Here is a 20,041-nt window from a genome sequence, read left to right as displayed (position 1 = left end):
AGAAGGCCGGCGCCATGACCAGCATCGTCGAGTTCGGACGTCCCGACACCCTCCCGGCATCGGACAAGCGCCTGCTGCTCGTCTTCGACGGCGGCAACGCCCCTGGCTACTCCTCGGTCGCCGTCGCGCTGACCGAGGAGGCGGCGCGGCGAGGCTACGAGGTGTGGGCCGCGACCGAGGGCTTCCGCTCGCTGACCGCGGACGCGCGCGCCCAGCCCCAGTTCGAGCGCCTCATCATGAGCCGCCGCCAGCGCTACGATCTGCTCGCGCAGGGCATCCCGGCGCGCTCGATGGGGCGGCGCGTGCTCGACGCGGGCAGCGATTTCCGCAGCGAGCGCTACTCCGGCTTCCTCGATCGCGAGAAGCGCAAGCAGGCCGCCGCGACCTTCAAGGCGCAGGGGTTCACGCACCTCATCTGCGTCGGCGGCAACGGCACGTTCGAGGGCATCAAGGCGTGGCTCGACGAGTTCGAGGTGCGGCCGCAGGCCGGCTTCGTGAACGTCTCCATCGACAACGATCTGGAGGGCGATCGGGCGATCGGCTTCCTGTCCGGCGTGGAGACGGGCGCGACCATCGCGCGCGGGCTCTACGAGGACGCTTATACGCACAAGCGCATCTACATCCTCGAGATGATGGGCAACCGCAGCGGGCGGCACGCGCTGCACTGCGCGGTGGCTGCCCGGGCGCACCTCATCGTGCTCCCCTTCTTCCGCTTCCCGCAGGACGTGCTGAGCGAGCTCGCCGACGGCCTCAAGCGCGCCGACTACGCGCTCGTGGTCGTGGCCGAGGGCTACGAGGCCGAGCGCCGCCGCAAGGAGCACCCCGGCATGTCGGCGAGCGAGTTCCTGAAGAAGCAGCTCGAGGGCGCGGGGCTCCGCGACTCGCCGGACAAGCGCGTGATCGCGGAGCCGTTCAGCCGGTATATCCGCGGCATCCGCCCCGCCTTCCTCGACGTCTCGGCCGCCTTCCTCAAGGGGTCGCTGCTGCTCGCGGCGTTCGACGAGGGGCGCACCGAGGTGATGCCGTACGTGCTCGCCGCGAACGACGTCGGCGTGCTCGACTTCGCCTCGATACGCCGCGAGGACGGGGTGGAGCGGGCGTTCCTGCCGCTGCTCGACCGGCTCGACCTGAACCGCTTCAAGACCTGGATCCTCGACCACTTCATCAGCCTCGGGGCGGCCCGACCGAGCCGCGCGCCGTCGCACGTCGGATGAGCGCCGCGCCCGCGCGGGCCGGGTGAGCCCGGCGCGCGGGGCAGGTGGACCGGCGGACCGCGCGCCGGATCGACGCGACGCCCTCGCAGGCTCACGCGACCGCTCGGGTCAGCGCGCCCGCGAGGTGCTCGCGCGCCCAGTCCTCGAAGCGCCGCCACCCGACCTCCGGGTAGGCGGCGCGGAGCGCCCCGAGGTCCACGCCGTGACCTTCGCGCGTGAGCCAGCGGAACATGGCCGCGAGGTCCTCGCTGCGCGCGTGCACCTCGGCGAGCGGCACCTCGGCGTAGCGGATCTCGCGGCCCGCCACGCGGGAAAGCGCCGACACGGCCTCGGCGCCGGTGAGCTCGTCGGACGCGAGCTCGATCCGGTGCCCGAGGAAGTCGCGCTGGCGCTCGAGCACGAGCGCCGCGAACCGCCCCACGTCGTCGGCCGCGATCTGCTGCAGCGGGCAGCCCGCCGGGAGCGGGGCGGCGTACACGCCGCGCCGGAGGCCGAGGCGCGCCGCGGGCGTGAGCAGGCTCTCCATCAGGCACACCGGGGCGAGGATCGTGCAAGGCACGCCGAGCGCGGTGATGTGCCGCTCGACGGTCGCCTTGCTCTCGAAATGGGGGACGCCCGTGCCCCGGTCGGCGCTCGCGACCGAGGTGTACACGAGGTGCGCGCCGCCCGCGGCCCTCGCGCCCTCGGCGGCGGCGAGGCCGAGCCGCAGCTCCGCCTCGACGGCCGCGAGCCCGCCCTCAATGGGCGAGCCCATGGCGAAGACCGCGTCGACGCCGGCCGCCGCGCGCGCGATCGAGCGGGGCTCGTCGGCGCTGCCCTGGACGACCTCGACGCCGAGCTCGATGAGCCGCGCCGCGGTCGGATCGCCAGGCCTGGCGGAGAACGCCCGCACGCGGTGCCCGCGGGCGAGCAGGGCCCGCGCGACCGCCCCTCCCGGCGCCACCGTCGCCCCCGTCACGAGCGCCCGCATGGTCGCGCTATGGAGATCGGCGGCGCGCTTCGTAAGTCCCAGGGCAGGCCGCGCGAGCGAGGCGCCTGCTCGCCTGCGTGGCGTCATGCGGCGCGGCGCCGCGCTCGCCTGCGCGATCAGGGCTGGCCGCTGATGACGTTCGCGATGGTGTAGGCGATCGCGGCGAGGACGGCCGAGGCGGGGATCGTGAAGATCCAGGCCCAGACGATGCGCCCGGCGACGCCCCAGCGGACCGCGGAGAGGCGCCCGCTCGTGGCGCCGACCCCGACGATCGCGCCCGTGATCGTGTGGGTCGTGCTCACGGGGATGCCGAGCGCCGTGGCGCTGAACAGCGTCGCCGCGCCGGCCGTCTCGGCCGCGAAGCCGCCCACCGGCTTCAGCTTCGTGATCTTCATCCCCATGGTCTTCACGATGCGCCAGCCGCCGGAGAGCGTGCCGAGGCCCATCGCCGCGTGGCAGACGAGCACGACCCAGAGCATCGGCTCCGGCTCCTTGCCGCCCTCCTGGAGCCCCGCGGAGATGAGGAGCGCCGTGATGATGCCCATCGTCTTCTGGGCGTCGTTGCCGCCGTGCCCGAGCGAGTAGGCGGCCGCGGAGAGCAGCTGCAGCCGCCGGAACCGGGTGCTCACCTTCTTGGGCGTCCAGCCCCGCGCGAGCCACCGGATGGCGTGCATGAGCGAGAACCCGATGACCGCGCCGAGCAAGGGCGACACCAGGATGAACGCCGCCGTCTTGCCGAAGACCGTCGCGTCGAGCACCGACAGCCGCCCTGCGCTCTTCACCGCGGCCCCGGCGAACGCGCCCATGAGCGCGTGCGACGACGACGACGGCAGCCCCCACCACCACGTGAGCAGGTTCCAGATGATCGCGCCGAGCAGGCCGCCCAGGATGACGTTCGGCGTGATGAACCCCGGCTCGACGCCCTTCGCGATGTTCCGCGCCACCGTGGGCTCGAACAGCGCGAACGCGATGAAATTGAAGGCGGCCGCCCAGAGCACCGCGGTGCGCGGCGACAGGACGCGCGTCGAGACGACCGTGGCGATCGAGTTCGCGGCGTCGTGAAAGCCGTTGATGTAATCAAACACCAGCGCGATGATGAGGATGGCGAGGATGTAGGTCGTCATGCGTGCTCGAGCACGATGCCCTCGATGATGTTCGCGACGTCCTCGCAGCGGTCGGTCGCGTGCTCCAGGAGGTCATAGATGTCGCGCCACTTCATCACGAGGAGCGGGTCGTTCCCCTTCTTGAAGAGCGCCGCCAACCCGTTGCGGTAGTGCGCGTCCGCCGCGTTCTCGATCTTGTTGATCTCGACGCAGAGCTCGAGGAGATTCGGCTGTTTCTTCAGATCCCTGAGGGACTGGATGGCGGAGCTCATGACGGTGCACGCGTCGACGACATCCTGCGCGAGCAGCCGCGCGTCCGGCAGGGCGCTCGTGATCTCGAAGAGCACGAGCCTCACGCTCGCCGCCTCGATGCAGTCGAGCACGTCGTCGAGGCGGGTGATGAGCGCGTGGATCTCCTCGCGATCCAGCGGCGTGATCCACGTCTGGTGGAGGGCGGCCAGGCACTCGTGGGTGATCTTGTCGGCCTCGTCCTCGAGGTCGGAGATCCGCTGCACCAGGGCCGGGGCGTCGTCGAGCCGGTCGAGCATCTCCAGGAGGAGCTCGCTCGCTGCGACGCTCTTTCGCGCATGGTTGGCCAGAGCGTCGAAGAAGACTGCGTCACGGGTCAATCCCATGGGGCCGGGCGTTTACCCCGTTTCCCCACATCACGTCAACGAGTCGTCATGGAACGGACAAAACCAGGTAACGTAAGGATCTTCGCCCACGTCGCGCGCGGCGTGAGCCCGGCGCGCTGGTGACATGGGTATACGAAGCAAGCTCATCGCGTTCGCGGTGGGGATCGCGATCCTCGCGGCGCTGGTGTTCGACGGCTACGTCCTGAAGACGCTCGGGGCAGAGCTCTCGGCGCACACGGAGGACGACCTGGCGACGCGGACGGCGCTCGTCACCGAGGTCGCCGCGAGGTCACGAGACCTCGCGGCCGAGGCGCCCGCCCTCGCGACGGCGCTGTCGAAGCTCGCAGGAGGGCGCGTCACGTTCATCGATCCGCAGGGCGCGGTGCGGGGCGACTCGTCGGTCGCGCCGGAGGGGCTCGGCCAGCTCGACACGCACGCGACGCGCGACGAGGTCGCCGACGCGCGGCACCAGGGTACGGGGCGCAGCGAGCGCGTGAGCAAGACGACGCGGATGCGGATGCTCTACGCCGCGCAGCGGCTCGATCGCCCGGACGGGCCGTGGGTGGTGCGGGTCGCGTTCGAGCCGGTCGCGATCGACCGCAGCCTGTCCGCCGCCCGCACGCGCGTTGTGGAGGGCACCCTCCTGGCCCTCGCGCTCGCCGTCGCCGCGGCGCTCGCCGGGGCGCGCGCCCTCTCCGGGCGGCTCGTCTACCTGACGGGCGTCGCGCGGGAGATGCGGGCCGACCTCGGCCGGCGCGCGCGCATGCAGGGGCACGACGAGATCGCCACCCTGGGCGGCGCGCTGGACGACCTCGCCGAGAGCCTGGAGCTGTCGCGGCGCGAGCTCGGGGGCGAGGGAGAGCGCTTCGGCGCGGTGCTCGAGTCGATGCGCGAGGGCGTGCTGGTCACGGACGAGAAGGGCGACATCACGCTGGTCAACCCGGCGCTCTCGCAGCTGCTCGGCATCCGCAGGGACCCGGTCGGTCGCCCGCCGCTCGAGGTGCTGCGCTCGTCGAGCCTGCACGAGCTGCTCGAGGAGGTCGCGCTCGCGCGCGCGGCGGCGACGCGCGAGATCGAGATCGCGCCCGCGGCGCCAGGCGTGGCCGGGCCTCCGGGGCGCCGCGTCCTGCTCGTGAACGCCGCGCCGCTCGCGCTGCCGGCGCAGAGCCGCGGGGCGGCGGGGGTCGTCGCCGTCTTCTTCGACGTGACGGAGCTCCGGCGCATCGAGGGCCTGCAGCGCAACTTCATCGCCAACGCGTCGCACGAGCTGCGCACGCCGGTCGCGTCGATCCGCGCGAGCAGCGAGACGCTGCTCGGCGGCGCGCTCGACGACCCGGAGGCGGCGCGCGATTTCGTCGAGGTGATCGATCGGAACGCGACCCGGCTGCACCGGCTCGTGGACGATCTGCTCGACCTGTCGCGCATCGAGGGCGGCGAGCGGCCGCTCTCGCCGGGCACGCTCGACCTCTCGGTGCAGGCGGAGGCAGCGGTGGCGCTCCTGCGCGGGCGCGCGATGGAGAGGCACACCGACGTGAAGATCGACGTGGCGCCGGGCACGCTCGTCGCGGCGGATCCGCGCGCGCTGGACCAGATCTTGACCAACCTCGTCGACAACGCGATCCATCACACGCCGAACGGCTCGCACGTGGTGGTGCGCGCGCGGGCCGCGAACGGGCGCGTCGTCCTGGAGGTCGAGGACGACGGTCCGGGCATCCCTGCGGTGCACCAGGCCCGCGTCTTCGATCGGTTCTACCGGGTGGATCCGGGCCGCTCTCGCGCGTCGGGCGGCACCGGGCTCGGCCTGTCCATCGCGAAGCACCTCGTCGAGGCGATGAGCGGCGACATCACGGTGACGACCGGCGCGGCCGGCGGCGCGCTCTTCCGGATCACGCTGCCGAGCGCGCCGGCCGGCGCCCAGAAGAAGTAGGCCCGGCGGCGCTGGAGCCGGCCTCGCCGAGGCGGGGCGGGAGCTACGGCGCGCAGGCGGTGCGGCAGGAGTCGAACGAGCCCTGGCACGCCGCCGGATCGGCGAGCGCGGGCAGGCCGCCGTCCGCGGGGAACTTCGGCGTCAGGCAGGTCTGGAGGATCGACTGGCACTTCGCGGCGCACGCCGCGAGCTTGGTCGAGAGCGCCCCCGCGTCGGCCGTGGTGGCGGTGCCGCCGTCCTTCGGCGCGCCCGCGTCCACCGGCGCGCCCGCGTCCGGCTTCGGGGTCGCCGGGGCGGCTGGGGTCGGGGCGGCGGTCGTGGTCGCTGGAGGCGCGGCCGGGGTCGGCGTCGCGGCCGGCACGGCGCCGGTCGCAGCGGGCGGCGGCGCCGTCGCGGTCGGCGCGGTGACGGCGCCCGGCGCCGGGGCGACCTCCTCCGGCTCATCGCTGGATTTGCATGCCGCGATCAGCAGCGCTGGCGAGGCGATCATCACGGCGAAGGCGGCGAGGAGCTTGTGAGCGCGCATGGGTGCTTCATGCTGCGCCTCCGCCGGGAACGCAACCCTTGCGCGCGCGGCCCGCGAGGCGCCGTGACGATGCGAGGCCCGAGAGGCGAGGCGTCGCGCGGGCAGGCAGAGAGGTCTCCGGCGGGAGGCTCGCTCTGGGCAGGAGGGCTATTCCGTCCTGAAGATCACGTGGAAGCCATAGCGGGTCTCCACGACGTCGCTGAGCTGCTGGACATCGAGCTCGAACGCCGCATCGGCGAAGGGCGGCAGGACGTCGGCGCGCTCCACGGTGCCGAGCGAGCCGCCGCGCGACGCCGCGCCGGCCTCCTCGCTGTACTGCGCGACCACCTCGCCGAAGTCGGCGCCGCCGCGGATCTTGTCGCGCGCCTCCATCGCGCGCAGGCACGCTTCCTCGCGAGTGCGCGTCGTGCCCTCGGCGCGATCGGCGCCGGCATGGCGGACGAGGATGTGCTTCACGCCGATCCGCGGCGGCTCGTCGGGGCGGGCCTGCCGCGCTGCGCTGGCGGCCGCGAGGCACGCCGCGGCGCTCGAGGCGCTCTCCTCGGCAGGGGCGGCGCTGTGCGGAGGGGCGTGCGGCGCCGGCTGAGGCGCGCTGCACGCGGCGGCGAGCGCCGCGCCGAGGAAGGTGAGGAAGCCGAGAGGAGCGGATCGCTCGATCGGGCGCATCGACCGCGAAGCATATCCAGGCGTTCACGAGATCGGAACGCTGGATGGGGCGGTGGATGGGACAGTGGCAGGGGGGTGTGGCGGCCCGGTGACGGGCACGGCGTCAGGAGCCGATCCACCCGCGAGCAACCTGCGAGAGGCGGCGTGCCGCCGGGTCGGCTGGCGTCCCTGGCGCACGTCGGCTGCGTCCATGATGCACGGGGTTTGCATCGCGCGTCGCATCGCTGGTAAGAAGGCAGCATGCAGCGCCTCCTCCTCTCGGCGGCCCTGGGTGCCGCGCTGATCGCCGGTTGCAGCACTCCTTTCCGAGACAAACGCACGCCTTCGGGCGAGTTCTGCAGCGACATGCACGTCGTGCCGGCGGGCCAGCTGCCCGATCGCGAGTACCATCGCCTCCAGCCGATCGCGAGCGATCCGACGGCCCGCACGGAGGCGGAGCGCCTCGAGTCGCTCCGCAAGGCCGCGTGCGCTGTCGGCGGCGACGCGGTCATCGAGGCGGTCAACGAGGAGGTCCGCACCGAGGACGGCCGCTATGCCAGCGTGGCGAGCGGGACGGCGGTGATCTGGGTCCGCCGCACCGAGGGAGAGGCGAAGCCGTTGACGTTGCACCCGGCGACGCCGCCCGCCGACTCGGCGGCGCCTGTCGAGCCGGAGGCGCCGCCGGCGGACCAGCCTGCTGCTCCTCCGGCTGCATCCGACGAGCCGTACGAGGACTCGCCCGCTCCCGCGACCTCGGCCAAGCCAGGCAAGCCGGGGGCGAAGCCCGCGTCGCCCACGCCGCTGTCGTCGGCCAAGCCGGCCTCCTCTGCCCCGCCGTCGTCGCTCCCCCCGTCGTCGTCGGCCAAGCCCGCCACGTCATCGGCGCCCGTGAAGCCGGCGCCGAAGAAGTAAGCGCAGCAGAAGACGTAGAAGACGTCAGCGTCGCGCGGTTCCTACCGCTGTGACGCTGACGTCCGGTTGTCCTCTCCTCCCCTCGCAACACGCGCTCGACCGCCAGCGCGCCCCTTCCATCCACCCCTCGGGCCGGGCCCCCGGATCGACGCCCTCCTAGCGACTCCCCCCGCCTCCCGGAGCAGGCGGCTGGCTCGACGAGGACGGCGCCGGTGCCGGCGGCGCGGGCGCGGGGGTACCGGATCGCGGCAGCACGCCCGTGTTGCTCGGGAGGCCGCCCGCGTTGCCGCGGTTCGGCAGGGGGGCCGCGCCGCCGGGCGCCCCGCCCGCAGGCGGGAGAGAGGATCCGCCGCTCGGCAGCACGTTCGACTTGAGGACCCCCTGCCCCGGCAGCGTGCCCTGATTGGGCAGCGTGCCCTGGGTCTTCTGCGGCAGCACCCCGCCGGACGGCAGGAGCTGCTCGCCCCCGTCGGGCGCGCCGGTGAGCGGCTTCGCCCCCGCGGCGCCGTAGCGCAGGATGCGGAAGACGACGCGCCGGTTCTTCGACGTCATGAACTGGCAATCGGGCGACAGCTGATCGTCGGGCCCCTGGCAGCCGGTGTCGTCGTAGATCGGCTGCGTGTGCCCGTAGCCGACCGCCTGGAGCCGCGAGGATTCGACGCCCTTCGCGATCAGGTACGCCATGACGCTCGCCACGCGGCGCTGGGACAGCGCCATGTTGTACAGGTCGGTCGCGCGCACGTCGGTGTGGCCCTCGATCCGCACCTCGCGGATGTCGGGGTTGTCGATCAGCACCTGCGCGACCGCTTCGAGGGTCGAGTTCGAGTCCTCGAGGATGATGTCCCTGTCGGTCGCGAAGTGGACCTGCTCGGTGATCACGATCTCGTCGCCCCGGATGAAGGCGAGCGGACAGCCGTCCTTCCCGTGCGGACCGGCGGGCTTGTCGGGGCACTTGTCGTCGCGATCGAAGATGCCGTCGCCATCGGTGTCCAGGTCCGGACAGCCGAAGTTCTCGGGGCTCCCGGGCACGTCGGGGCAGCGGTCCGCGGCGCCGATGAGGCCGTCGCGATCCGGATCATCTTGTTCGCGCTGCTGCAGGCGGTTGATCTCCTCCTGTTCCTGGGAGGTCTTCGGCTGCCACGTGATGACGTTGAAGAAGCGGATCGAGGGCGCGCCGAAGCCGCACGCCGCGCCGAAGCTCCCGCCGAAGGTGATCGTGATGCCGTGCTTGGTCTGCCAGCGCAGCCCGAGGAGCGCCTCCGCGGGGATCTGCCCCGGGTCGTCGGGGTAGCTCGTGAGCGAGGGGTACCCGTACACCTCGCCGATGACCGACAGGCCCCAGCTCTGAACGACGTACTGCTCGGCCGCCACGCCGAACTGCGCCATGTCGCCGACGCGCACGCCCGCGAACTGGTTGTCGGGCCGCAGCCAGATGCCAGCGTTCGCGGCGAGGAGCAGCCCGAAGTTGAACCGGTAGTCGCCGATGAGCGTCGCGCCGCCGCTCAGCGCGCCGTCGCTGGTGAACGCGTTCTGATCGCCCGTGGGGAAGTTGAGGTTGCCCGCGATGGCCATCCCGAACCCCTCCTTGACCTGCTCCTTCCGGTTCAGGTACGGGAGCGAGATCTTCGTGGACAGGCGGAGATCGCCGACGGAGGAGCTCTTGACCGACCCCTCGGTGCCAAAGCGGCGGAGGTTGCCGCCCTCCTGGAAGAGGACGAGCGGCATGGCCATCGTGACGTCGAACACGTCGAAGAAGCCGATGCCCGCGAGGAGGGCGAGCTCGAGCCGCCCGGAGATGGCGTCGACGGCCTGCCTCGTGTCGTCGCCCGCGACGAGCAGCACGAGCGGGTCGGCCGCGATGTCGCTGTAGAGGCCGACGGTCGGCGAGAGGTTCCCGATGACCTCCGACTTCTGGACCATCACGAGATCACGCGGGGCCGCGGCCGGGCGGAAGACCTGGGCATCGAAGCGCCCCTCCTCGGCGAGCGCGGGGCGCCCGGCGAGGAGCGCGGACAGCGCGAGGAGCGGGGCGAGGAGCGGACGCGTTCTCACGAGGCACCTCCGGTGCGCCGGCGGCGTGTTCGCTCGATCAGGGCCAGCGCCGCGAGGGCGACGAGCCCGGCGGCCCGCGGATCGGCGCCCTTCTGGCCGACGACCGAGACGCTGCAGATCTCGGCGAGCGTGCCGCCGCACGCGACGTTGTCGGGCATCGGGCCGAGCGCGCACTCCTTGGCGTCCGCCTCGTCGGTCCAGCGGCAGTGCTCGTTGCCGAGGCAGTCGAGGTTCGTCTTGCAGGAGATGTCGCAGGTGTTCGTCGCGAGGTCGCAGGTGTTGCCGCACGGACACTGCGTGTCGGCGTAGCACTCGACGCACTTCTTGCCGTCGCAGTGCGGGGTGTCCTCGGCGCAGGTCGCCATGCACCCCGGGTCGCACTCGTGGGTCTCGCGGTTGCACGTCGTGCCGGCGCATTGCTCGTCCGACGTGCAGCGCACGCAGACCGCGAGCTCGGAGAAATCGCCGAGGCAGAACGGCGTGTCGCCGCCGCAGCTCTCGCAGCGCGGCCCGCAGCGCCGATCCTTGACGCACTCCTTGCACTCGCCGCTCAGACAGTACTGCCCGTCGGCGCAATCCATGTCGTTGCGGCACGCGGCGCACGCCGTCCCGACGGGCCCGGGGAGGCAGAACGGCACCGGGGGCGACTGCGGGTCGTTCGGATCCTCGGGGTGCATGCAGTCGACGCAGCCCTCGCCGCAGCAGTTCGGCTGCGCGTTGCTCGGGATCTCGTCGACGCAGTGGCCCGTCGGGGTGTGGCACTTCTTGCCGTCGGGGCACTCGTCGTCGACGAGGCACTCGACGCACATCGCGACGCCGCCCGGCTCGACCGCGGCGCAGTTCATCTGGGCGCCGTTGATGCCGTTCGGACAGCAGTTGCAGGAGTTGCCGGCGCACCGATCGGCCGTGTCGCACGGGACGCAGGAGTGCTCGACGCAGATCTCGCCCCGCGGGCAGTCCGGGTCGATGTTGCACTCGTACTCCTCCTTGCACTCGTGCGTCTCGGGGTCGCAGACGAAGCCGCCGCGGCAGTCGGCGCTTGTGCGGCACTCGGCGCACGCGCGGTTGCCGTTGAGATCGATGCAGAACGGCGTGTCGTTCAGGCAGCGCGAGCACGACTCGCCGCAGTGGAGCGCCGTGTCGCACGGGGCGCAGAGGGCGGCCTCGTTGCAGTAGTAGCTCCCAGGACAGCCGTTGTTGTTGGGCAGGCCGACGAACCTGCGCTCGCACTGCTGGCACTGGTCGAGATCCGGGAACGACGGCGAGCCGGCCAGCGTCTGGAAGAACTGCGCCGGCCGGAAGAGGGTGAAGCCGTTCTCGCTCAGCTTCTCGACGGGCGGCGACTCCGCGGCGCGGTGGAAGTCCTCGAACTCCCCGACGAAATAGGACATCTCGAGCGCCGCGTGCTCGGCGATCTCCGCGTAGTTGATTTCGAGCGGATACAGGCCTGGCTTCTCGAAGGTGACGGTGTTCGTGAGACGCCAGACCGGCAGGCCGAGCTCCGCCGGCTGGAGAAGGACCACCTTCTCGCTCGTGACTCCATCGTAAAACGCGAGGCTCACGGCATCGTCGGCGTACAGGCCTAAATGGACCGGCCTGCCGGCGAGCTCCTCCGTGACGGCCAGGAACCCGCGAACACGGGAGCCGTAGACGATAGCCGTTTTGTCAGGGCGATCGTCCCACGGGAAGCTGCAGCCGCCGACGCCGCAATCCGGCGACATCCGCTTGAAGTCACCGAAACTCCGCGGGTCGTTCTCGTCCGCGGGGTCGTTGTCGTTGTCGTTGTTGTTGCTCAGATCCAGAAGCGTTCGAATGGTGTACTCGAGGCGATCTTCCTTGTGATCGTCGATGAGTTTATTGGTTCCTCCGATGAAGTCGTTCATGAAGAGGTTTGCCGGCGTCTCCTGCGGCCCGGTCGGGATGACCGACGCGGCGCAGAGCCCAGTGCCCTCGACCTCCGGCAGCTCGTCAAAGGCGGGCGCTGCAATCACGACCGGCCGCGGCTTCGGCTTCTCCACCTGCGCATGCACGGGCAACGGCAAAAGCGCACACAGGGCGGCCGTGACCAGCGCGACGTGTCGAACGCGCACGGCTCGCTCGCGGGTCCTCAGCATCGCCCGCGGGTCCTCAGCACCCCAAGTCGGAAGCACGCTTCACAGGCTAGCCGCTGCGCCCCGCGTCCTGCAAGAGGTAGGCGGCGAAACGCCCGCTCCGATGTAGGGGACGGTCCTCTACCCCCCGATGCTCCGACGTCCCCTTCGCGCGGGACGGCCGGCGAACCGCGCGGGCGATCGACCGCGCCGCGGTGGGGCGCATGAGCCCATTGTGACGAGAACGCCACGAGATCGACCTCTCGCGCGGCGTCGGGGCGCCGCCCGCGCTGGATGATGTACGCATGGCGTTATCACCGTCGTGGCGCGGTGCGGCGAGCCATCCGGCGGTAACGGCCATGGCGCGCCCGTACGCCAGGACCAACAGCCCGCTCGCGATCAAGGGCGGCGCGGCGTAAAGGATAGCGTCCATGATCATGACCTCGGGCCTCGCCATCGTCACAGGCGCCTCGTCCGGCATCGGCGCGGAGATCGCACGGCAGCTCTCGGCGCGCGGGCAGCCGGTGCTCGCCATCGGCCGGCGGGCGCACCGGCTGGAGGAGCTCTCCGCGCAGGCGGGCGCCGCCGGGTACGCGCCGATTCACCCGCTCGAGCTCGACGTCGCCACCGAGGGCGCAGCCCTCCGCGTGCGGGATCGGGCGCGTGAGCTGGGCGGCGCGGCCTGGCTGGTCAACAACGCGGGAACGACGCGGCTCGGGCCCTTTCTGGCGGGCGACCCGGCGGCGCTGGCGATGCTGGTGCGGCTCAACTGCGAGAGCGTCGTCGCGCTCTGCGCGGCGATCGTCCCCGACCTGGTGGCCCGCGGCGGAGGGCGCGTGCTCAACGTCGCGTCGCTCGCCGCGTTCCAACCGACCCCGGGACATGCGGTGTATGGAGCGACCAAGGCGTTCGTGCTTTCGCTCTCGGAGAGCCTGGCCGTGGAGCTCGAGGGGACCGGCGTCACGGTGACGGCGCTGTGCCCAGGGCCGGTGACCACGGAGATCTTCGACGTAGGCGCGCCCGGCGTGCCGCGCAGAAAGCTGCCGTTCGAGCTCACGGCCGAGGGCTGCGCGGCCTACGCCATCGCGGCAGCCGAGCGCGGCAACGTGGTCGCCGTCCCGACCGCATTGAGCAAGGCCACGGCCCAGCTCTCGCGCGTCCTCCCTCGCGCGGCGCTACGCCGGCTCTCGGCACGAATAGGGCTCTCGGTCCTCGGCTATGGTGCTCGGGCGCGAGGCGTCCGAGGCTAGGACGAGAGCCCGGCTCGTCCCGGCGACGATCGAAACCAGGCTCCTGCGCGCCGCGTCAGTGTGATATCCTCCGCGCTAGCGTCGGGAACCTCGCCTTAGGGCTTCCGGGCGCGCACGAGCCCATGCAACGACAAGCACGACCTTACGCGCTGGCTTCCCTCCTCGGTCTGGGCCTGTGCGCCAGCGGGTGCGCGCAACTCCTCGGTCTCGACGAGTTCTCCGACCAGACGCCGGGCGGCACGGGGGCCGGCGGTCTGGGGGGTGCTGACCCCATGGGCGCCGGCGGCGCGGGAGGCGCTGAGGAGGAGGCGCCCACGTGCACGCCGGACGTGTCGGAGGTGTGCTACGCCGGCCCACTGGGCACCAGGAACAGGGGCGCCTGCCGGGAAGGGACGCGTACCTGCGGCGCCGACGGGACCTGGGGCGCCTGTAACGGCGAGGTCGTCCCCGCGGTGGAGCGCTGCGATGCCGCGGACGACGAGAACTGCGATGGATTCCAATGCATCGTCTGGGCGACCGGGTTTGAGCAAAATGGCAGCGCCTGGCCTTTGGCCGTCGAGAGTGACGCTGAGGGAAACGTGTTCGTCAGCGCAAGTTTTTCAGGAACGATCAAGATCGCAGGGGAATTCTTCTCCTCTGCCAGCGGGTCGAGCGATGCGCTGATCCTCAAGCTGAGTCCGACCGGCATCCCTCTTTGGGCGAAGAAATTCGGCGATTTCGGCGTGGACAGTGTCACGGACCTCGCCATCGACGCCAAGGGAAACCTCGTTCTGATCGGCGAGAGCCCTCAAGGAGGAGTCGACTTCGGCGGTGGACCGCTTCCGGAGGGTCCGTACATCGTCCGACTTGACGCATCGGGCAAGCATGTCTGGAGCAACGGCCTGGGAGGCCGCGGCACACTCACCGGAATCGCCATCGACTCGAGCGACGACATCATCGTCACGGGGAGATTCAGCCTGCCCATCGATCTTGGCGAGGGCCCGATCACGCCCGATGGCGAGGACATCCTCGTGGCGAAGCTCGACGGTGCCAACGGGCGCGTGAGCGGCCCGGGCTACTGGGTGCGCACGTTCAATGGCTCGTCATGGTATGAAGCTGCCACTGCGGTTGCGGTCGATAGCTCGAAGAACATCTTCTTTCTCGGCTGGTCGGATGAGACGATCAATTTCGGCACTGACAATGTGCCGCTCCGAGTCGATGGCACCCAATTTGTCGTCAAGCTGACGCCGGCCGGGAAGGCCGTGTGGGCCACAGCGCTCAACGGACCTGGCTCAGGCCACGCGCAGCCGATGGGCATCACGGTGGATCTGTCGAGCCGTCCTGTGATAGTGGGCTCGTTCTCTCAGAAGATGCAACTTGGCGAGCACACCGTAACCGGAGGAGCCGGAACCGACCGCAACGTCTTCGTGGTGCAGCTCGAGGCGACCGGGATGCCCCGATGGTTGCGCGGGTTCGGAGAGGCTGCCAGCGAACAGCACGCGTATGGAGTCACTCGGGATCCTTCTGGAAATCTCGTCGTTGGCGGCACTGCGGCGGGAGAGATCGACTTCGGCAGCGGCCCATTGAAAGCACAGGGACTTCAGAACGCCTTCGTCGCCAAGTTCACGCCCGATGCAGAGCTCCTATGGAATCACCTCACGGAGAACACGGGCGAAGACATACTGCGCGTGGTCGCCACCTCACCGGACGGCGAGACGCTCATCGCGGGCACGACGACCGCTCCGCACGCCGACTTCGGCACGGGACCGCTGCCCGGCACCGGCGACGGGAATCGGACGCGCCTCGTCATCGCGAAGCTGGGCCGGTGATGTTGTTCCGGCAGCAGGCAGGGCTCGGTGCCTCGCGCGGCAGCGACTGGAACGCTTCGCGCAGCTCGCGCAGGTAGGTCGTCGCGAAACGCCCCACTGTGGCGCGTACGCCGCTGTGCTTGCCGCCCTGCAAGCCAAGTCATCGCCTCTCCACGGGAAGATCTCGCCCCGCCGGAGCCCGCAGGATGTGGCACCCACGTTGCTTCGCTCGTCGAGCACCCCGACACGGGGCCGGAGGTCATTCGATGAGCAAGATTCTGCGTGGGATCGCGGCAGGCTACGGCGCGAAGAAGCTCGGCGGCGGGTGCTTCAGCACCATCCTCATCTTCGTCCTGCTCTGGTGGGCGCTCGGCCACTTCGGCATCTTCCGCTGAGCGCCGCCCGCGCGCCGCTCAGCGCGACCGGCCCTTCTTCCGCTGCGCCTTGCGGGCGAAGAACGCCCTCCGCGCGTCCGACGACTTCGCGCTCTGCCGCTTCTTCACCTTCGGCGGCAGCTTCGCGAGCGGCACATCGCTCACGACGTCGCTCGCGCCGCGCGGCCCCCCGAGGAGGCCGCGCGACGTGAGCGACGCGCGCTGGTACGTGATGAGCTCGCCCGCCTTCTCGAACGAGTCCTCGCGCACGCAGACAAGGCCCGCCCGCACCAGCCCGCCGAGGAGGTGCTCGAAGTCGCGCCGCTCGAGCGACCCATCGGCGAACGCCTCGCGGTAGAGCCGGCCCGTCGGCTGCTCGCTCTCGCGAAGCGCCGCCAGGATCTTCGCGATCGCCTGCGCCTCGTCGCGGCTCGGCGCCCGGAACTCCCGCGCGGCGCACGCGGCCGGCGCGCAGACGTCGCACAGGCCGCAGGGCTCGCCCGTGTCCTCCTGGTCGCCGAAATGGCGGACCAGGTGGAGCATGCGGCAGCCGTGGCCCTCGGTGAACCGCGCCATCTGCACGAGCTCGGCGAGCTTGTGGCGCCGCTGCGCCTCGTAAGGCCCGCGCCAGCCCGGCTCGCCCAGGGCGACACCCCCGTCCGGATCCACGCGCGCGCCGCCGTGGATCCAGAGCTTCTCGAGGGCCTTGTCCGCCACCTCGGGATCGATGCCGAGATCGCCCAGGATCGCCTCCTTCGGGCGGGGCTCTTCCGACAGGACCTCTTCGATCCGCTGGAGCATCGCCGGATCAGGGTAGTCGCGCTCGTGGAAGAACTCGTGCATTCGCCGGTCGACATACGAGTGCATCAGCACGGCCCGCGAGGGGAGCCCGTCACGGCCAGCCCGGCCGATCTCCTGGTAATACCCCTCGACGCTCCCGGGCAGCCCGGCGTGGATGACCGTGCGGACATCGGGCTTGTCGATGCCCATGCCGAAGGCGATCGTGGCGACGATGATCTCGGTGCTGCCGTCCAGAAAGGCCGCCTGGATCCGGTCGCGCACCGGGGGGGCGAGGCCCGCGTGGTACGCCTCGGCCGGGAGATCCTCCGAGAGGCCGGCGGCGAGCGCCTCGGCGTCCTTCCGCGTCCCGGCGTAGACGATGGCCGGCGTCCGGCCCTCCTGCCCGAGCAGCGCGCGCACCCGGGCGAGGCGCTCTCCCGGGCTGACCTCGAGGATCTCGATACCCAGGTTGCTCCGCCTGAAGCCGTGAATGAACCGCGCCGCGGACGCGAGGCCGAGCTGCTCGACGATATCGTCCTGCACGACCGGCGTGGCGGTGGCGGTCAGCGCGATGACCGGCGCCGGCCGGAGCGCCGGGAGGCGCTGACCGAGCATCCGGTAATCAGGGCGGAAGTCGTGGCCCCATTTCGAGATGCAATGGGCCTCGTCGACGGCGACGAGCACGGGCTTCCGGCGGGCGAGCATCTCGGGGAACCCGGGCACGCGGAGCCGCTCGGGGGCGATGAAGAGGAAGTCGAGCGCGCCTTCGAGGTAATCGATGCAGGCCTTCCGCGACTCGGCCCGGCTCCGGCCGGAGTGGATCCGCTCGGCGGCAAAGCCGCACGCCCGGAGCTTGGAGGCCTGATCCTCCATGAGGGCGATGAGCGGGCTCACGACGAGCGTCGTGCCGCCTCGGGCGATGCCGGGGAGCTGGTAACAGAGCGATTTGCCGGCGCCAGTGGGCATGACGAGCAGCACGTCGCTCCCCGCGGCCGCCGTCCGGCAAACGGCCTCCTGGTAGGGGCGGAACGCGCTGAAGCCGAAGCATTGGTGGAGCAGCTCGACGAGATCCTCCGGCCGGCGCGCTGGAGACAGGGCGACCGCCGGCGAGGACGCCGTGCCCGCCCCACGCGCCGGAGAGGACCCGATGGCCGCCGCACGCGCGGGCGACAGCGCTGCCGCCGCGGATCGCGCCGGCGGCGACGCCGCTGCCGGCGGCCGCGCGGGCGTCGGCGCTACGGCCACACGTCGCGCCGTCCCTGCCGCCGCGGGTCGCGCTGGCGCCGTCACCGCCGCACGCGACCGCGCCTGCGCCCGAGCCGGCGGCGATGCTGCAGCCGCCGCCACCGCATGCAGCGCGCCAGCCGGTGCATCGCCCGGCTCGGCCCCTGCGCTGCTGCCCGGAGCGCGGCGAGGCGTCGCCTCGCGGCCTCGACCGGTCGCCGGCGCTGCGGCCGCGCCGCGGCCACCCTTCGCGCGCGACCGCGCTTCGCCGCGCTCCTGAAACGGCGACGCCCCAGCCTCCGGGGAAAGCGCACCGTCCCCGGCCGCGCGCCGCCCCGCGCTCACCTCCGCCACCACCTGGCGCACGTACGACTCGATGCCCGCCATGAACGACGGCAGATCGCCCCCGCCCCGGGCCATGCGGGCGAGCTTCGCCTCCCAGGCGCCCGTCATCGCGGGGCTCTTCACGTCCGCGTGGACGACCTCGATCAACCCGACGCCCTTGTCGGTCGCGTGCAGCAGCTTGCCCTGGCGCACGATGTACTCGCGCCGGAGGAGCGTCTCGATGATCGCGGCCCGCGTGGCCGGCGTGCCGAGGCCCGAGTCCTTCATCGCCTCGGAGAGCTCCTTCTCTTCGAGGCTGCTGCCCGCGGTCTCCATGGCGGTGAGCAGCGTGGCCTCGGTGAAGCGGGGTGGCGGACGCGTCTTCTTGGCCTGCGCCTCCGCGTCGAGCACGAGCTGCACCTGCCCCCTCGCGAGGCCCGGCGGGAGCCGCTGATCGGCGGTCTCGCGCTCGCCCTCCCCGCCCTCCCCGTCGCGCGCGTCGCGCGCATCGCGTCCGTCACCGTCCGATTCGCCCTTCTTGCGCGGCTTCGCAGGCGCCTTGCCGAAGCCGATGTCGAGCACCTTCCACCCGACCTTCTCCACGACGCTGCCCGCGCTGTGGTAGCGGTCCACGATCGGCTCGCCGCCGCGCGCGCCCGCGCCGCCGCGCGTGGTGATAGCGGTGATGACGGTGGTGATCGACGTGACGTGATCCTCGTGCCACGCCGAGAGGAGGCGCCGGCAGATGAGATCGAAGATCTTCTGCTCGTCGGTCGAGAGCTCCGCGCGCGAGGACCGAGCCCCCGTGGGGATGATGGCGTGGTGATCCCCGACCTTGCCGTCGTCGACGAAGCGCTTGCCGAGCGGCCGAGCCCCCGTCCCCTGGGCGAGCATCCCCCGATACGAGCCCTCGATCGCCTGCACCACCGCGCCGAGTGTGGCCGCCACGTCCGTCGAGAGGTGCCGGCTGTCGGTGCGCGGATAGCTGATGAGCTTCCTGCGCTCGTACAGCGCCTGGGCCACCTCCAGCGTCTTCTGCGCAGAGAAGCCGTAAAGGCGGTTGGCGTGCCGCTGGAGCTCGGTCAGGTCGTAGAGCAGCGGCGGCGGGAGGCGGCGAGACTCCGACCGGACCGCCTCGATGCGCGCCTCGCCGCGCCGGGCCCGCTCGACGATGCGCCGCGCCTCCTCGCCGTCCGGGGGCAGGCGCCTCCGCGACGGCGCGGTCTCGGGCCGCTCGCCGGCATTCGGCCGCTCGCCGGCATTCGGCCGCTCGCCCGGGAGCGGTTTGTCGTTGAAATACGTGCCCTTGTAGGACTCGTCGGCCGCGCCCGAGCCGTCCTCCCGGAGCGGGCAGAAGGTCGCGACGACCTCGAGGTACGGCTCGGGGACGAACCGCCGGATCGCGAGCTCGCGCTCGACGACCATGGACAGCGTTGGCGTCTGCACGCGGCCGACCGAGAGATCCTGGTCGAAGACCAGGCTGTAGGCGCGCGAGAGGTTCATGCCGACGAGCCAGTCCGCCCGGCTGCGCCCGCGCGCCGCGTCGGCGAGGCCGTCGTAGCTGCGCGCGTCCCGCAGCCGCCGGAGCCCGTCGCGGATGGCGTCGGGCGTGAGGGACGAGATCCAGAGCCGCTCGACCGGCTTCTTGCACCCTGCCGCCTCGTAGAGGTACCGGAAGATGAGCTCGCCCTCGCGGCCGGCGTCCGTGGCGCAGACGACACGCTCGACGTCCCTCCGGCCCAGGACTTTGCGGACGATCTCGAACTGGGCCCGCGTCCCGGGGAGGACGACGAGCGGAAACTGCCCGGGCAGCATCGGGAGGAGGTCGAGGCGCCAGCGCTTCCAGGCGGGGTCGATCTGGTGCGGCTCGGCGATGGCGACGAGGTGCCCGATCGCCCACGTGACGACGTAGCCGCCGCCCTCGAGGAAGCCCTCGGCGCGCTTCGAGGCCCCGAGCACCGCGGCGATGTCACGGGCGACGGCGGGCTTCTCTGCGACCACGGCGATCATGCGGCGATCCTGTGAACCATGCGAAACGCGCGAACCATGCGAAACGCGCGAGAACCGAGGGCGGCGGGCGTCGCCCGCGCCTCGCGCAGGTGCGTTGATAGCGCGAGCCGCGGGCGGGCGGTATGGGGAAGCGAGCGGGCAGCGAGGCCCGCGCCCGACCGGCGCCTTGACACGCTGGCGCCGAGCGGGTTCACGTAGTGCCTGGACGCTCGCCGCCG

General features: G+C 71.7%; 14 protein-coding genes. 6 read left to right on the top strand and 8 right to left on the bottom strand.

The features are described from left to right. Nucleotides 1-14: 14 nt before the first annotated feature. Nucleotides 15-1,214 carry a 6-phosphofructokinase gene (locus tag WME95_RS19425; RefSeq protein WP_437553606.1) on the top strand — a complete coding sequence of 400 codons (1,200 nt, stop codon included), beginning with the start codon at nucleotides 15-17 and terminating at the stop codon, nucleotides 1,212-1,214. A 91-nt stretch (nucleotides 1,215-1,305) separates the two neighbouring features. Here the strand turns inward: WME95_RS19425 and WME95_RS19420 are convergent, their stop codons facing one another. The 3 genes from WME95_RS19420 to WME95_RS19410 form a co-directional block, all read right to left on the bottom strand. Further along, nucleotides 1,306-2,184 carry an NmrA family NAD(P)-binding protein gene (locus WME95_RS19420; protein WP_437909837.1) on the bottom strand — a complete coding sequence of 293 codons (879 nt, stop codon included), beginning with the start codon at nucleotides 2,182-2,184 and terminating at the stop codon, nucleotides 1,306-1,308. Nucleotides 2,185-2,300: 116 nt separating this feature from the next. After that, nucleotides 2,301-3,308, bottom strand: coding sequence for an anion permease (locus WME95_RS19415; protein ID WP_437909836.1), 1,008 nt, complete (start codon nucleotides 3,306-3,308; stop codon nucleotides 2,301-2,303). After that, the gene (locus WME95_RS19410) at nucleotides 3,305-3,922 is read right to left on the bottom strand and encodes a DUF47 domain-containing protein (RefSeq protein WP_437872830.1); all 618 of its coding nucleotides are present in this window, start codon (nucleotides 3,920-3,922) and stop codon (nucleotides 3,305-3,307) included. The genes WME95_RS19415 and WME95_RS19410 overlap by 4 nt, the downstream gene beginning before the upstream one ends. A gap of 124 nt (nucleotides 3,923-4,046) precedes the next feature. Here WME95_RS19410 and WME95_RS19405 point away from each other — a divergent pair, with 124 nt between their 5' ends. After that, nucleotides 4,047-5,849, top strand: a complete 1,803-nt coding sequence (locus tag WME95_RS19405) for an ATP-binding protein (protein ID WP_437909835.1) — start codon at nucleotides 4,047-4,049, stop codon at nucleotides 5,847-5,849. Between the two features lie 43 nt (nucleotides 5,850-5,892). On the opposite strand, the gene WME95_RS19400 is transcribed toward WME95_RS19405, so the two are convergent. Then, the gene (locus WME95_RS19400) at nucleotides 5,893-6,375 is read right to left on the bottom strand and encodes a hypothetical protein (protein WP_437909834.1); all 483 of its coding nucleotides are present in this window, start codon (nucleotides 6,373-6,375) and stop codon (nucleotides 5,893-5,895) included. Between the two features lie 147 nt (nucleotides 6,376-6,522). After that, a complete protein-coding gene (locus tag WME95_RS19395) occupies nucleotides 6,523-7,041 on the bottom strand; it encodes a peptidylprolyl isomerase (protein ID WP_437909833.1) in 519 nt (172 codons plus the stop codon). Nucleotides 7,042-7,281: 240 nt separating this feature from the next. On the opposite strand from WME95_RS19395, the gene WME95_RS19390 reads away from it, so the two are divergent. Beyond that, nucleotides 7,282-7,932, top strand: coding sequence for a hypothetical protein (locus WME95_RS19390; RefSeq protein WP_437909832.1), 651 nt, complete (start codon nucleotides 7,282-7,284; stop codon nucleotides 7,930-7,932). Nucleotides 7,933-8,088: 156 nt separating this feature from the next. Here the strand turns inward: WME95_RS19390 and WME95_RS19385 are convergent, their stop codons facing one another. Together WME95_RS19385 and traA are read right to left on the bottom strand one after the other, a co-directional pair. After that, nucleotides 8,089-9,984: an OmpA family protein gene (locus WME95_RS19385; RefSeq protein ID WP_437909831.1), complete on the bottom strand. Its 1,896-nt coding sequence runs from the start codon at nucleotides 9,982-9,984 to the stop codon at nucleotides 8,089-8,091. After that, nucleotides 9,981-12,098 (bottom strand): outer membrane exchange protein TraA family protein, encoded by a 2,118-nt coding sequence (gene traA / locus WME95_RS19380; protein ID WP_437909830.1) that lies wholly within the window; start codon nucleotides 12,096-12,098, stop codon nucleotides 9,981-9,983. The genes WME95_RS19385 and traA overlap by 4 nt, the downstream gene beginning before the upstream one ends. 407 nt (nucleotides 12,099-12,505) lie before the next feature. On the opposite strand from traA, the gene WME95_RS19375 reads away from it, so the two are divergent. The 3 genes from WME95_RS19375 to WME95_RS19365 all read left to right on the top strand — a co-directional run bounded on the left by WME95_RS19375 (nucleotide 12,506) and on the right by WME95_RS19365 (nucleotide 15,506). After that, the gene (locus WME95_RS19375) at nucleotides 12,506-13,324 is read left to right on the top strand and encodes an SDR family NAD(P)-dependent oxidoreductase (protein ID WP_437909829.1); all 819 of its coding nucleotides are present in this window, start codon (nucleotides 12,506-12,508) and stop codon (nucleotides 13,322-13,324) included. Nucleotides 13,325-13,446: 122 nt separating this feature from the next. Then, on the top strand, nucleotides 13,447-15,132 hold the full coding sequence (locus WME95_RS19370; protein ID WP_437909828.1) for an SBBP repeat-containing protein: 1,686 nt from the start codon (nucleotides 13,447-13,449) through the stop codon (nucleotides 15,130-15,132). A gap of 245 nt (nucleotides 15,133-15,377) precedes the next feature. Then, nucleotides 15,378-15,506, top strand: a complete 129-nt coding sequence (locus tag WME95_RS19365; protein WP_437553583.1) for a hypothetical protein — start codon at nucleotides 15,378-15,380, stop codon at nucleotides 15,504-15,506. 18 nt (nucleotides 15,507-15,524) lie between these two features. Here the strand turns inward: WME95_RS19365 and WME95_RS19360 are convergent, their stop codons facing one another. Further along, complete coding sequence (locus WME95_RS19360) at nucleotides 15,525-19,823, bottom strand: DNA topoisomerase 3 (protein ID WP_437909827.1); 4,299 nt, start codon at nucleotides 19,821-19,823, stop codon at nucleotides 15,525-15,527. Nucleotides 19,824-20,041: the final 218 nt, after the last annotated feature.

This window comes from Sorangium sp. So ce327 (genome assembly GCF_051530205.1).
Lineage (GTDB): Bacteria > Myxococcota_A > Polyangia > Polyangiales > Polyangiaceae > Sorangium > Sorangium cellulosum_B.
This window is presented reverse-complemented; position numbering and strand designations above follow the sequence as displayed.